We start from the raw sequence: 13,351 nt of genomic DNA on the forward strand, positions 1-13,351 counted from the left end.
CGCGCCACCGCCGGCAGCGCGGCGGCGGCATGCCAGCCCTCCGCCAGCATGGCCAGCGCCTCGCCGGTCGGCTCGACGGCGGTGGGCGAGACGCCGGCCCCCAGCACCACCGCCAGCGCCGCCGTCCCGCAGATCCAGGCAAGGCGGTTCGCGCGGGAGCGGCGGCGTCGCGCGGGGGCGCGCCGGTCCTGGAGCGTCTGGGCGCGGAAGGCGTCGGAGTTCAGGGTCATACCGGGCGTCACGCAGAGGGTTCGGGCGATGGCTGCACGCGCGAAGATGCGCCGCCATGGTTACCGAGCCCCTAACAACGCCTTGATGGCACCATCGTGGACGAAGCGGGACGGAGTGAAGGCAAGGACCGCCCGGGACAGGTTTCGCCCCTTCGCCAAGACGGCCGACGACCGCCGCTTCAGGCCGCGAGCGAGCGCGTGCCCGGCAGGTTCGCGACCGCGGCCAGCGCCTTGTGCGTCGCTTGCATGCGCTGGTCGGGACCGAGCGCGATGCCCTCGGCCACGATCACTTCGGGATCGGTGATGCCGATGAAACCGAGGATGGCGCGCATGTAGGTTTCGGCATGCTCGTAGCCGGCAGCGGGCGCGTCCCCGCTGTAGACGCCGCCGCGCGCGACCAGCAGCACGACGCGCTTGGCTCCGGCCAGTCCCTCGGGTCCCTTCTCGGTGTAGCGGAAGGTCCGGCCGGCCACGAGGATGCGATCGACCCAGCTCTTGAGCTGGCTGGCGATCGTGAAGTTGTAGAGCGCGACGCCGATCACCACGACGTCGGCCGCCAGGAACTCCTCCAGAACCTCGCCGCCGAGCGCCAGATCCTCCTGCAACGCCTGGTCGTGCTGCACCTCGGGGCTCTGGCCCGCCAGATACCGGCCGCTCAGATGCCCGATCGGGCGCGCCGCGAGGTCGCGATAGGTGACCGCGAGCGTCGGATCCTCGGTCGTGAGGCGCTCGACGGCCGCGCGCGACAGCGCGCGGCTCACGGAGTTCTCGCCGAGAATGGAAGAGTCGAGGTGAAGGAGCTTCATGGGGTGCCTCTCGAATTCGGTATGGAATCGATACCGACGTACATAAGAGAACTCGCTCCGAACCGGTGCAAGACGGCACATTTGGGGAACCGAGGGCACACCGATGTGACCGCTGCGGCCGTCCTCACACGGGCGGCCAGGTCCGCATGGTCATGGTCACGACGCGGCGCAGGTCCTCGGCGCTGGCCCCGCTCGCGGCCTGCACCGTGATGCCGTGGGCGACCGCCATGACGTAGCGCGCGAGGTCCTTGGGGTCGGCGCTGTCCGGCAGGTCGCCGGCCTCCTTCCATTCCGCCATGCGGCGGCAGAGCGCGGCCTCGCTTTCGGCGCGACGCGCGCACAGTTCCTGCCGGATCGCCTCGCTCGCCTCGCTGCAGACCAGCGCCCCCTGCACCATGAGACAGCCCTTGGGGGTGTCGCTCTCGTCGTCCACGCCGGCGAAGGCGAGCAGCAGCCGCTCCACGGCGCGGCGCGAGGTCGCCTCGCCCAAGGCGTTGCACGAGACGTCGGATCGGCGCGCGGCGTAGCGGTCGAGCGCCTTGCGGAACAGCTCCTCCTTGTTGCCGAACACGGCGTAGAGGCTCGGCTTGGCGATGCCCATGGCTTCCGTCAGATCCGACAGCGAAGTGCCCTCGTAGCCCTGGCGCCAGAACAGCTCCATCGCGCAGTCGAGGGCCTCGTCGGGATCGAACTCCCGCGGACGACCGACACCCATCTCGCATCTCCTTTTCCCGTTCCGCAGGTCCGAAAACCCGCCGACAAGATTTTATACCTGTCGGTAAATTAGTCCGTTGACAGGCGGGAACCAAGCCCCTAATTCATTCCCTACCGATCGGTAATGAACAAACACCGTTCACCGCCGGCGGTTCCGGGGCCTCGTCGCGAAGACCGAGGCTCCATCCGGACGGGCCTGGGGCATGACGCCCCGCCGTCCCTTTTTCAAACAGACCGCCGGCGCCTTCGCGCCGGGCGGAGGGTGGCTGCGCGGCCCATGCCGCGCGTCTCACCCGGATTTCATAACCGAGCGCCCGAAGGCACCCCGCGACGCGTCCTCCCGTCGCGAGGCGGGGATCCCTTGCGCCTCGTTTCCCAGGAGAATTCCCATGAACCGCATCGTCATCGCCGCCAGCGCCGCGCTGCTCCTGTCCACCGGCATGAGCTTCGCCTCCGACATCGTGCCGGGCTCCGACACGGCGGTCCGCGACCGCCAGACGGCCGCCGACCAGGCCGTTGCCTCGGGCGCCTTCGGTGCCCGCGCCGGCAACGAGACGCGCTTCGGCTACCCGACCCGCAACGAGGGCGTCCGCGCGCCGGCCGCCTCCACGAACCGGGCCGACGACCGCGCCGCGAACCGCACGGCCCGCGTGCCGACGCCGACCTCGCACGGCGCCCTCGTGCCGGGCTCCGACAGCTTCTGACGCCTCTCCCGGCCGCGCCTTCCCGGGCGCGGCCGGGACACACAGGCCTGTCCACCCGGCGCCGGAGCCGCTTCCGCCGCCCGCCAGCGAGGATCGTCCCATGTCCCTTTGCGTGTCCGCCCCCGCCGCCGCCGCTCCCGCCGCCGGTCTCGCCTCGCGCCTTCGTCGGCTCCTCCTCGCGCAGCGGATCGAGCGGCCCGGGGCCGCATCGGCGGAGGACGATGCTCCCTTCGTCGTCGCCCGCGCCCAAGCCCCGACCTCGCAGGGCCCGCGCCGCCGCTCCGCGCTCGGCCAAACCAACGTCCTTCTTCTCTAGCTCGTCTCCCGTCCTCCCGACCGTCCGCTGGCTCGAAGGAACCGCTTCCATGTCGAAGATATCCACCCTCCTGAACTGGTTCGCCGCCGCTCTCGCCAGCGTGGCGGCCGCCGCCTTCGCGCTCGCCTTCCTCGGGCTCGGCATCCTGACGCAGGAGTCGCGCCCCGCCAGCAGCGCCGAGACCGGCGCGGTTTCGGCGCCGGCCGCCGTTCCCGCCTCGGTCGCCCGCGTCGAGCGCCGCCCGGTCGAGCTCTGGCAGCGCTATTCCGGCCGTCTCGAGGCCGTCGAGCGGGTCGATATCCGCTCGCGCGTCGCGGGCGCGGTCGAGGGCGCGCATTTCCGCGAGGGCGCGCTGGTGGAACGGGGCGCCCCGCTCCTGACCATCGACCCCGCGCCCTACCGCGCGACGGTCGAGCGGGCCCAATCCGACCTTGAGGCGGCGCGCGCGCGCCTTGCCTTCGCGCTCGGCGAGCGCGAGCGCGGCCGCCAGCTTCAGGGCAACCGCACCATCGCGGCCTCGGAATACGAGCGGCGCGTCCAGGCCGCCGCGGAAGCCGAGGCGCAGCTCGCCTCCGCCGAGGCCGCGCTCCGCACGGCGCAGCTCGACCTCTCCTACACCGATATCCGCGCCCCGGTTTCGGGCCGGATCGGCCGCCTCGAGGTGACCGAGGGCAACCTCGTCTCGGCCGGCGCCGGCTCGCCGGTTCTCGCCCGCCTCGTGTCGGTCGACCCGATCTACGCCGCCTTCGACGCCGACGAGGAGAGCGTCGAGCGCCTGCTCCAGGCCTCGAACGGCCCCGCCGGCCTCGACCGCGTTCCGGTGAAGCTCGACCTTTCCGACGGGCGCAGCGTCGAGGGCCGCATCCAGCTCGTGAACCCGAGCGTCGATCCGGTGAACGGCACGGTCGCCGTGCGCGCGAGCTTCCCGAACGTGGACGGCGCGCTGATGCCCGGCCAGTTCGCCCGGCTGCGCCTCGGCCAGCCGCGCTCGGAGCCCGCGCTTCTCGTCTCGGAGCGCGCCGTCGGCACGGACCAGGACAAGCGCTACGTGCTCGTGGTCGACGACCAGGACACGGTTCAGTACCGCGAGGTCGCGCTGGGCGCCGCCTCGGGCGACATGCGCATCGTCGAGAACGGCCTTGCGGCCGACGAGCGCGTGGTCGTGAACGGCCTGCAGCGCCTGCGCCCCGGCGCCAAGATCGCCCCCCAGATGGTCTCCATGGAGACCGGCCGCTCGCTCGACCGGCAGGCCAGCGCGGCCGTCCCCCCCGCGCGCTGACCGGCGCCTCCCGGCGGAGTTCCTCCCGCTCCGCCGGGACTGCCGCTCGTCCCTCCCCTTCCAAGGTTTCCCGCCGTGAACATCTCCCGGTTCTTCGTCGACCGCCCGGTCTTTGCGGGCGTCCTGTCCGTCATGATCTTCCTGGGCGGCCTCCTGTCGATCTTCGCCCTGCCGATCTCGGAATACCCGGAGGTCGTGCCGCCCTCGGTCGTGGTGCGCGCGACCTATCCCGGCGCCAACCCGGCCGTGATCGCCGAGACCGTGGCAACGCCGCTGGAAGAACAGATCAACGGCGTGGAGGACATGCTCTACATGTCGAGCCAGGCCACCACCGACGGCGTGATGCAGCTCACCGTCACGTTCCGCATCGGCACCGATCCCGACCAGGCGCAGCAGCTCGTCCAGAACCGCGTCGCCCAGGCCGAGCCGCGCCTGCCCGAAGAGGTGCGCCGCCTCGGCGTCTCGGTGGTGAAGTCCTCGCCCGACCTGATGCTGGTGGTCCACCTCACCTCGCCGAACGGTCGGTACGACCTGACGTACCTGCGCAACTACGCGCTTCTCAACGTGCGCGACCGCCTGGCGCGCATCGACGGCATGGGCCAGGTCCAGCTCTTCGGCTCGGGCGACTATTCCATGCGCATCTGGCTCGACCCCGAGAAGACCGCGAGCCGCGGCCTGTCGGCCAACGACGTCGTGACCGCGATCCGCGAGCAGAACGTGCAGGCCGCGGCCGGCGTCATCGGCGCCTCGCCGAGCGTGCCGGGCGTGGAGTTCCAGCTCTCCGTGAACGCGCAAGGGCGCCTCAAGGACGCGGCCGAGTTCGCCGACATCATCGTGCGCACCGACCCGCAGACGGGGGCCATCACGCGCATCCGCGACATCGGCCGCGTCGAGCTCGGCGCCTCGGAATACGCCCTGCGCTCGCTTCTCTCCAACGAGCCGGCCGTCGCCATTCCGGTCTTCCAGGCGCCGGGCTCCAACGCCATCGCGATCGCGGATCAGGTCCGCGCGGTGATGGCCGAGATCAAAGAAACCATGCCGGAAGGCGTCGACTACGAGATCGTCTACGACACGACGCAGTTCGTGCGCGCCTCGATCGACGCCGTGGTGCACACGCTGCTCGAAGCCGTGGTGCTGGTCGTGCTCGTGGTGGTGGTCTTTCTCCAGACCTGGCGCGCCTCGATCATCCCGCTTCTGGCCGTTCCCGTGTCGATCGTCGGCACGTTCGCGGTGATGCATCTCTTGGGCTTCTCGATCAACGCGCTCTCGCTGTTCGGCCTGGTGCTCGCCATCGGCATCGTCGTCGACGACGCGATCGTCGTGGTGGAGAACGTCGAGCGCAACATCGAGAACGGCCTGTCCCCGCGCGAAGCCACTTATCAGGCCATGCGCGAGGTGTCGGGCCCGATCGTCGCGATCGCGCTGGTGCTGGTCGCCGTGTTCGTGCCGCTCGCCTTCATCTCAGGGCTCACGGGCCAGTTCTACCGCCAGTTCGCGCTGACGCTCGCGATCTCCACCGTCATCTCGGCCTTCAACTCGCTGACGCTCTCGCCGGCGCTGGCCGCCCTTCTCCTGCGCGGTCACGATGCGCCGAAGGATCGCCTGACGCGCATCCTCGACGCCTCGCTCGGCTGGTTCTTCCGGGGCTTCAACCGCTTCTTCGGCGCGGCCTCGCGCAGCTACGGGCGCGGGGTGGGCGGCGTCATCACCCGCAAGGGCGCGACGCTCGGGCTCTACGTCGTGCTCGTCGCCTTGACCGGCATCCTTTTCCAGAAGGTCCCCGGCGGCTTCGTGCCGGCGCAGGACAAGCAGTATCTGGTCGGCTTCGCGCAGCTGCCCGACGGCGCCTCGCTCGACCGCACCGATGCGGTGGCCCGCCGCATGGGCGAGATCGCCCTGAAGGTGCCGGGCGTGGAATCGACCATCGCCTTCCCGGGCCTGTCGATCAACGGCTTCACCAACTCCTCCAACGCGGCCGTCGTGTTCCTGACGCTCGCGCCCTTCGAGGACCGGCAAACACCGGAGCTGTCGGCGGGCGCCATCGCGCAACAGCTGAACGGCCAGTTCGCAGGGATCGAGGAGGCCTTCACGGCGATCTTCCCGCCGCCCCCGGTGCAGGGCCTGGGGACTATCGGCGGCTTCAAGCTGCAGATCGAGGACCGCGCGGGGCAGGGCTACCGGGCGCTCGACGAGGCGGTGAAGGGCTTTCTCGCCAGGGCCTATACGGCGCCCGAGCTGACCGGCATGTTCACCGGCTTCGGCATCGACGTGCCGCAGCTCTTCGCCGACGTCGACCGCGCGCGGGCGCGCCAGCTGAACGTGCCGATCACCGAGATCTTCAACACGCTGCAGATCTATCTCGGCTCGCTCTACGTCAACGACTTCAACGAGTTCGGCCGCACCTACTCGGTGCGCGTCCAGGCCGACGCGCCCTTCCGCGCGCGGGCGGAGGACATCGGCTCCCTGAAGGTGCGCTCCAACGGGGGCGAGATGATCCCGCTATCGGCCCTGATGCGGGTCGACACGGTGGCCGGCCCCGAGCGCGCGCTGCGCTACAACGGGTTCCTCGCGGCCGACGTCAACGGCAACGCCGCGCCCGGCTTCTCGTCGGGACAGGCGCGCGCCGCCGTCGAGCGCATCGCGGCGGAAACCCTGCCGCCGGGCTTCCAGTTCGAGTGGACCGAGCTCACCTACCAGGAGATCATCGCCGGCAACTCGGGCGTCGTGATCTTCCCGCTCGCGCTCCTTCTCGTGTTCCTGGTGCTGGCCGCCCAGTACGAGAGCCTGACCTTGCCCGTCTCGATCCTCCTGATCGTGCCGGCCGGTCTCTTCTCGGCGCTCGCGGGCATCTGGCTGACGGGGGGCGACAACAACATCTTCACGCAGATCGGCCTGATCGTGCTGGTGGGCCTGTCGGCCAAGAACGCGATCCTGATCGTGGAGTTCGCCCGCGAGCTGGAGGGGGAAGGACGCAGCCCCCGCGAGGCGGCGGTGGAGGCGGCGCGGCTGCGCCTTCGCCCGATCCTGATGACCTCGCTCGCCTTCGTGATGGGCGTCCTGCCCTTGGTGCTCTCGACGGGGGCGGGCGCGGAGATGCGCTCGGCCATGGGCGTGGCCGTCTTTTCGGGCATGATCGGTGTGACGCTGTTCGGCCTGTTCCTGACGCCGCTCTTCTACGTCTTCGTGCGCGGCCTCGGCCGCCGCGAGCGGGCGGCGCCCGTCTCCGGCCCCTCGCCCGCGCTTCTCGCCCACGAGGCGAGCGGCACCGCGATCCCCTGACACGGTTGACATCCTCCGGTTCGTGGCGGACCCATCCTGCCCGGACCGGAGGAGAACAGCCCATGCTGCGACGGATCTCGAGCCAGGAGAACACGGCCGCGCTGATCGAGCGGCTCCGCGCGCTCTTGGGCGATCGCTGCACCACCAGCCTGTCGGAACGCGAGCACCACGGGCGGGGCGAGTCCTACCATCCCATGCGGGCGCCGGACGCGGTCTGCTATCCCCTCTCCACCGAGGAGGTGGCAGGCATCGTGCGGCTCTGCGCGCAGTACGACGTGCCGGTGATCGCCTTCGGGGCCGGCACCTCGCTGGAGGGGCATCTCTCGGCGCTTCACGGCGGCATCTCGATCGACATGCGCCGCATGGACAAGGTTCTCGCCGTCCACCCGCAAGATCTCGACGCCACCGTGCAGGCCGGGGTCACGCGCAAGCAGCTCAACGCGCACCTGCGCGACACCGGCCTCTTCTTCGCGATCGACCCGGGCGCCGACGCCACGCTCGGCGGCATGGCGGCGACGCGCGCCTCCGGCACGGCGGCCGTGCGCTACGGCACGATGCGCGAGAACGTCGTCTCGCTCACCGTGGTTCTCGCCGACGGGCGCATCGTCAAGACCGCGAACCGTGCGCGCAAGTCGTCGGCCGGCTACGACCTGACGCGCCTCTTCGTCGGCTCGGAAGGAACGCTCGGCCTCATCACCGAGGTGACCGTTCGCCTTCACGGCCAGCCGGAAGCCGTGCGCGCGGCGATCTGCACCTTTCCCGATGTCGCAAGCGCCGTGCGCACCGCGATCGAGACCGTCCAGCTCGGCGTTCCGGTCGGACGCATGGAGTTTCTCGACGCAGCCGCCATCCGCGCCGTGAACCGGCACAGCGGCCTCTCGCTTGCCGAGGCGCCGACCCTGTTCTTCGAGTTCGCGGGAAGCCTAGCTGCGATCGCCGGCGAGACCGAGACGGTCGCCGAGATCGCCGGCAGTCACGGCGCGCAAGGCTGGAGCTTCGCGGACGGGGCCGAGGAGCGCGCCCGCCTCTGGCACGCACGCCACGAGTTCCATTATGCGATGCTGGCGCTGCGCCCCGGCGCGACGGCCTGGGCGACGGATGCCTGCGTGCCCGTCTCGGCGCTGGCGAGCTGCATCGAGGCGGCCTGCCTCGAGGCCACCGATGCGCCCTTCCCGGCCGCCGCCGTCGGCCATGTCGGCGACGGCAACTTCCACATGAGCTACGTCATCGACGTGAGCGACCCGGCCGAGGTCGCCCATGCCGAACAGCTCAACGCCGCGCTCGTGAAACGGGCGCTGGAGGCTGGCGGCACCTGCACCGGCGAGCATGGGGTGGGCTACGGCAAGGCGCGCTATCTCGTCGCCGAGCACGGTGCCGAGGCCGTCGACGTCATGCGCCTGCTGAAGGACGCGCTTGACCCGCAGAACATCCTCAATCCCGGCAAGGTCCTGCCTCCGGCCGTCGAGGGCTGACCGCTACGCCGCGCGCAGGTCCCGCATGAAGCCGCGCGCCACGAGGTCGTCCGACGACCGGTAGCGCACCGAGTGCTCGTAGCGGAAGTCGGTCGCCGGACCGAACGCGCCGCTGTCGAGGATGTCCTTGTAGAACTGCGACCCGTTGAAGTGCGAGCCGCGCTCGGCGATTTGGCGGAAGGTCTCGACCGAGCCCGGCGCGAACTTGTGATGCAGGAGCACGGCGTCGGGCGGCGCGAAGTTGCGTGTCAGCGGCAGCGGCCCGTGATGGCTGCCGCCCGAAAAGGCGAGCTCGCCGTCGGCGAAGACGAGCGGGAACTTCGTCATGCGCATCGGCGTGCCGTAGAGCCGGTTGCGCGGGCCGCCCCGGATCGAGGTGCAGAACTTCTCGTCGCCGACCGTGTAGTGCGAGCCGTCGAAGAGGGGACAGCTTTCCGCGGGAAAGGCGGCCGGGTCGTCGGGCGCCTCCAGCGCGCCGATCGGTCCCTCGGGATAGAGGTCGAGCATCGGCGCCATGGCGCGCTTCAGGCCGGCGCGCTCGAGATCCGCGAGAAAGTCGCCGAGCGGCCGCGTCTCGCAGCCCGGAAACACGAGGTACTCGTCGCAGTCGATCGAGAGATACCAGCGCCCGCGCCCGTAGAGATCGACCAGCCCGTCGCGCCACACGAGCCCGCCGCCCGCCTCCCGGAAGCCGACATTGGAAGTGAACAGCGCGACGTCGCCCTGCGCGGCGAGAAACTCGGCGCTGCCGTCGGTCGAGCGGTCGTCCACCACCGCGAATTGGCGAAGGCCAAGCCGCCGGTGGTGCGCGAGGAACGAGGGCAGCGTCGCCATGCCGTCGCGCACCGTGAAGAGGACGACCGGCTCGCGCGCCGGCGGCCGGGGGGGCGACACGCCGGCAGGCACGAGGTCGATGCCCGCTGCGGGCTTGGCCCGGCGCCGCCAGCGCCGGTCGCGCCAGGCGAGTTCGAGCCGCCGGATCGGCGACAGGCGGCCGTAGCGCGACCAGCGGGGGGTCTGGGTATCGGGATAGATCACCGCCGCTCTATCGCAAGAAGCAGGCGTTCGGGAAAGCGTCGGTTGCAGCGTCCGACCATGGGCGGCCTTCGCCCATGGTCGACGACAAGGCGGCCGGTCAGGCGCTGAGGCGCTCGAACTCCGCATCGAGGTCGAGCGCCATTCCCCGCGGGGTAGCGGCGCGCGAGACGGGGGCCGGCTTCGGCACGAGCGCGACAACCGGGGAACGGACGGACTGCCTGGGCGACAGGGGCCCGCTCGCGACCGGGTTCTCGCCCTCCGCGAGCCGGAAGAAGGCGGCCCGCTCGTCGAGGCGCCGCGCCTCGCCGGACAACTCGTCCGAGGTCGCGGCCATTTCGCTGGCGGCTCCGGCATTGGCCTGCGTCACCTGGTCGAGCTGGACGATGGCCTGGTTGATCTGCTCGATGCCGACCGACTGCTCGCGGCAGGCCGCCGTGATCTCCGACACGAGTTCGGACGTGCGCTCGATGTCGGGCACCATGCGGTCCAGCACCTCGCCCGCGCGCTCGGCCGTCTGGAGCGTGCGGCCCGACAGCTCGCCGATCTCGGCCGCCGCCGCGCCGGAGCGCTCGGCGAGCTTCCGCACCTCGCTCGCCACCACCGCGAAGCCCTTGCCGTGCGTGCCGGCGCGCGCCGCCTCGATCGCCGCGTTCAGCGCCAGGAGGTCGGTCTGGCGCGCGATCTCCTGGACGACGGCGATGCGCTCGGTGATCTGGCGCATCGCCGCGACCGACTGGCGCACGGCCTCGCCGCTCGCGCGCGCCCCGTCCTTCGCCTTGGCCGCGATCTGGTCGGTCTGCGAGGCGTTGTCGGCGTTCTGGCGCACGTTGGCCGCCATCTGCTCGATCGCGGCCGACGCCTCCTCCGAGGCCGAGGCCTGTTCGGCCGAGCCCGACGACAGTTGCTCGGCCGAGGCGGCGGCCTGCGCCGAGCCGGTGGCGACATGGCCCGCCGAGGCCCGCACGCCGCCCACGATCTCGTTCAGGCGCAGCCGCATGTCGCCCAGCTTGTCGAGAAGATCGCCCAGTTCGTCGTGCCGCCTGTGGACGACCGGCTGCGAGACGTCGCCCTGCCCGATGTGCGCGACATGCGCGCTCGTCAGGCGCAGGCCCGACAGGATCGAGCGCATGAGAAGCACGGCGCAGCCGAGCCCGATCACGAAGGCGCCGACGACGAGGGCGATCAGGAGCGCGCGCGTCGAGGCGTAGGTTTCGGCGGCCGAGGCCAGGAAGGCGTCGGCGCGCGTCTGCGACCGGGCCGCCAGGGCATCGAGCCGCTGGCTCGCCTTCGCCGCGGCCGGAATCTGCTGCTCGTTGATGAAGCGCAGCGCCTCGACGCCTCCCTTGGCGACGCCCTCGTCCCCTTGCGCGCGGGCGATCGGATAGTAGGCGCCCCAGGCCGCCGTCGCCTTGTCGATCATCGGGCGCATGACGGGCTCGCTTCCGCCGAGCTGCGCCAGCACCTGCCGGACTTTGCCGTCGGAGGCGGTGAGCGCGTCGCTCGCCGAGGCCACACGCCGATCCTCGGTTTCGATGATCGTGGTCAGCATGGCCATGCGGGAGTCGCGGATCAGCTGGTCGAGCGTCGCGGCCGCGTCCTTGGCGGCGGCGGGGTCGCGCAGCTGGGCGAGAAGCGCCTCGCTCCCGAGGCCGTCCATCGCCTCGCCGAGCGCCCCGAAGCTCGCCTGCGTGCGGTCGAGAGCGTTCTCGGCAAGGTCGGGATCCGACCGGGTGGCCAGCTCGAAGGCCTTGTCCGTGACCGCGCGTGTCTGCGTCATCAGCGGCGCGAGATCCGCCACCTCCGCCCGCCCGGCCTCGCTCTGCACCGCGCCCAGGAAGCGCTGGAGCTGCTGGTCGCTATGGGCCCAGGTTTCCTCGTAGTCCCGGCGCAGCGCCGCGACTTGCTCCTGATCGGTTGCCAGCATCACCCGGAGGATCGCGCGGCGCACGGACTGCAGGTCGGCCTGCAGCGCGCCGACCGCCTGGACCTGCTGGAAGGGGCGCGCGGCGAAGTCACCGAGCGTGTCGTTGGTGGACTTGAGGCTGAGGATGCCGAAGGTTCCGGCGGCGGCCGACAGAAGCAGGACGGTTGCGAAGCTTCCGACCAGCTTCGTCTTGAGACTGAAGCGCATGGTATCGTTCCGGGAGGAGAGGTAAGCGTCTCTTTGCCCTCACGAACGTCCCCGGTCCCCTACCGGACGCACCCGATCCCCCCTCTCTTTGCGATCGTCGATAACGGTTGGTTTCAGGACCAGCAGGGCGTGTTTTTTCCGTCTCGCGCGTGCCCTTGGGTTCCGGTTCGCGGGCGGCGCAAGCCCTGAAAGCACAGGCGTTGGCGGCTCCGCGTGGGATCGAGGCGACTCACGCGACGTGGCTGCGCGGAATAAGTTGACTACGCGAGTCATGTTTCATACCCCTCGTCCGACGCAGAGACGCCAAAGGACGCACCGATGCTCGAGGCCCGTTCCACCATCGACGTCCCGGCCGCCGAGCGCCTGTTCGATCTGCTGTGCGAGCATTTCGCCGAGCATGGGGAGGTGCGACGGGAGGGCGGACGCGGCCACGTGTCGTTCGGCTACGGAACCGCCGTGCTCGCCGCGCGGGACGAGGCGCTGGAGGTCGAGGTCGCGGCGGCGGACCCGATCCATCTCAGCTACCTGAAGATCGGGGTCGCCGAGCATCTTCTGGAGTTCCACGAGGGCGAGCCGCCCCTGATCCGGTGGACCGGCGACGGCCTTGCCCCCGGCACGCCGCTGCCCTGGTTCCGGGAACTCGTCGTGACGGGCGCCGAGGACCTGACCCCGCACATGCGGCGCGTCCGGTTCCGGGGCGAGGATCTCGGCCGCTTCGCGCAGGGCGGCTACCACGTCTACCTCGTCTTCCCGCCCGCCGACCGCGCGCCCGTCTGGCCGGTCATGGGCGAGACGGGCCTGCCGGTCTGGCCGCAGGGCCCGGATGCGCTGACGCGGCGCGTCTACACGATCCGGGAGATCGACGCCGCGCGCGGCGAGCTCGCGGTCGACATGGTGACCCATGCGGGCGAGGCGACGCCGGGCTCGGACTTCGCGCGCCGGGCCCGCCCCGGCGACATCGTCGGCATCACGGGTCCGGGCGGCGGCGAGGCGCCGGACGCGCGCCGCCTCGTGCTGGCGGGCGACGACACGGCCCTGCCCGCCATCGCCCGCATCCTGGAGGACCTGTCCGCCGATGCCTTCGCGAGCGTGATCGTCGAGGTCGACGGGCCCGCCGACGAGATCGCGCTTCCCTCGCGGGCGCGCACCGATATCCGCTTCCTCCATCGCCGGGGCGCGGAGCCGGGCACGCTCGGGCTCCTGCCTCGGGCGCTGCAAGCGCTGGACTGGGACCGCATCGGCCCCGATCCCTTCGTCTGGGCGGCCTGCGAGTTCGCGGACTTCAAGGCGATCCGCCGCTACCTGCGCCAGGAGCGCGGCATGGCGCGCGACCGGCACATGGCGGCGAGCTACTGGCGGCGCGGACGGGCGGGCAGCTAGGC

General features: G+C 71.2%; 11 protein-coding genes. 6 read left to right on the plus strand and 5 right to left on the minus strand.

Features of this window, described 5'->3' with window-relative positions:
* The 3 genes from AUL35_RS14915 to AUL35_RS14925 form a co-directional block, all read right to left on the minus strand.
* Nucleotides 1–230 (minus strand): hypothetical protein (locus tag AUL35_RS14915; protein ID WP_156418017.1); only part of this gene is annotated, 230 nt, incomplete at its 3' end.
* Between the two features lie 179 nt (nt 231–409).
* A complete protein-coding gene (locus AUL35_RS14920) occupies nt 410–1,036 on the minus strand; it encodes an FMN-dependent NADH-azoreductase (protein WP_062016129.1) in 627 nt (208 codons plus the stop codon).
* 124 nt (nt 1,037–1,160) lie between these two features.
* Complete coding sequence (locus tag AUL35_RS14925) at nt 1,161–1,751, minus strand: TetR/AcrR family transcriptional regulator (protein WP_062016130.1); 591 nt, start codon at nt 1,749–1,751, stop codon at nt 1,161–1,163.
* A 388-nt stretch (nt 1,752–2,139) separates the two neighbouring features.
* On the opposite strand from AUL35_RS14925, the gene AUL35_RS14930 reads away from it, so the two are divergent.
* The 5 genes from AUL35_RS14930 (at nt 2,140) to AUL35_RS14950 (ending at nt 8,800) form a co-directional block, all read left to right on the plus strand.
* The gene (locus AUL35_RS14930) at nt 2,140–2,454 is read left to right on the plus strand and encodes a hypothetical protein (RefSeq protein WP_062016131.1); all 315 of its coding nucleotides are present in this window, start codon (nt 2,140–2,142) and stop codon (nt 2,452–2,454) included.
* Between the two features lie 100 nt (nt 2,455–2,554).
* Nucleotides 2,555–2,770 (plus strand): hypothetical protein, encoded by a 216-nt coding sequence (locus tag AUL35_RS14935; RefSeq protein ID WP_062016132.1) that lies wholly within the window; start codon nt 2,555–2,557, stop codon nt 2,768–2,770.
* A 49-nt stretch (nt 2,771–2,819) separates the two neighbouring features.
* Complete coding sequence (locus AUL35_RS14940) at nt 2,820–4,049, plus strand: efflux RND transporter periplasmic adaptor subunit (protein WP_062016133.1); 1,230 nt, start codon at nt 2,820–2,822, stop codon at nt 4,047–4,049.
* A gap of 75 nt (nt 4,050–4,124) precedes the next feature.
* Nucleotides 4,125–7,328, plus strand: coding sequence for an efflux RND transporter permease subunit (locus tag AUL35_RS14945; protein ID WP_062016134.1), 3,204 nt, complete (start codon nt 4,125–4,127; stop codon nt 7,326–7,328).
* Nucleotides 7,329–7,390: 62 nt separating this feature from the next.
* Nucleotides 7,391–8,800 carry an FAD-binding oxidoreductase gene (locus AUL35_RS14950; RefSeq protein WP_062016136.1) on the plus strand — a complete coding sequence of 470 codons (1,410 nt, stop codon included), beginning with the start codon at nt 7,391–7,393 and terminating at the stop codon, nt 8,798–8,800.
* A 3-nt stretch (nt 8,801–8,803) separates the two neighbouring features.
* Here AUL35_RS14950 and AUL35_RS14955 read toward each other — a convergent pair whose 3' ends face one another.
* Both AUL35_RS14955 and AUL35_RS14960 read right to left on the minus strand, forming a co-directional pair.
* On the minus strand, nt 8,804–9,838 hold the full coding sequence (locus AUL35_RS14955) for a glycosyltransferase family 2 protein (RefSeq protein WP_062016138.1): 1,035 nt from the start codon (nt 9,836–9,838) through the stop codon (nt 8,804–8,806).
* 97 nt (nt 9,839–9,935) lie between these two features.
* A complete protein-coding gene (locus AUL35_RS14960; protein WP_062016140.1) occupies nt 9,936–11,969 on the minus strand; it encodes a methyl-accepting chemotaxis protein in 2,034 nt (677 codons plus the stop codon).
* Nucleotides 11,970–12,287: 318 nt separating this feature from the next.
* On the opposite strand from AUL35_RS14960, the gene AUL35_RS14965 reads away from it, so the two are divergent.
* Complete coding sequence (locus tag AUL35_RS14965) at nt 12,288–13,349, plus strand: siderophore-interacting protein (RefSeq protein ID WP_062016141.1); 1,062 nt, start codon at nt 12,288–12,290, stop codon at nt 13,347–13,349.
* Nucleotides 13,350–13,351 lie beyond the last annotated feature (2 nt).

The organism is Aureimonas sp. AU4 (assembly GCF_001463765.1).
Lineage (GTDB): Bacteria > Pseudomonadota > Alphaproteobacteria > Rhizobiales > Rhizobiaceae > Aureimonas.

What these genes read in the sequence shown, in the direction of transcription:
- AUL35_RS14950 (WP_062016136.1), top strand. Translation starts at nt 7,391, where the DNA reads ATGCTGCGACGGATCTCGAGCCAGGAGAACACGGCCGCGCTGATCGAG.
- AUL35_RS14940 (WP_062016133.1), top strand. Translation starts at nt 2,820, where the DNA reads ATGTCGAAGATATCCACCCTCCTGAACTGGTTCGCCGCCGCTCTCGCC.
- AUL35_RS14925 (WP_062016130.1), bottom strand. Translation starts at nt 1,751, where the DNA reads ATGGGTGTCGGTCGTCCGCGGGAGTTCGATCCCGACGAGGCCCTCGAC.
- AUL35_RS14960 (WP_062016140.1), bottom strand. Translation starts at nt 11,969, where the DNA reads ATGCGCTTCAGTCTCAAGACGAAGCTGGTCGGAAGCTTCGCAACCGTC.
- AUL35_RS14930 (WP_062016131.1), top strand. Translation starts at nt 2,140, where the DNA reads ATGAACCGCATCGTCATCGCCGCCAGCGCCGCGCTGCTCCTGTCCACC.
- AUL35_RS14935 (WP_062016132.1), top strand. Translation starts at nt 2,555, where the DNA reads ATGTCCCTTTGCGTGTCCGCCCCCGCCGCCGCCGCTCCCGCCGCCGGT.
- AUL35_RS14920 (WP_062016129.1), bottom strand. Translation starts at nt 1,036, where the DNA reads ATGAAGCTCCTTCACCTCGACTCTTCCATTCTCGGCGAGAACTCCGTG.
- AUL35_RS14965 (WP_062016141.1), top strand. Translation starts at nt 12,288, where the DNA reads ATGCTCGAGGCCCGTTCCACCATCGACGTCCCGGCCGCCGAGCGCCTG.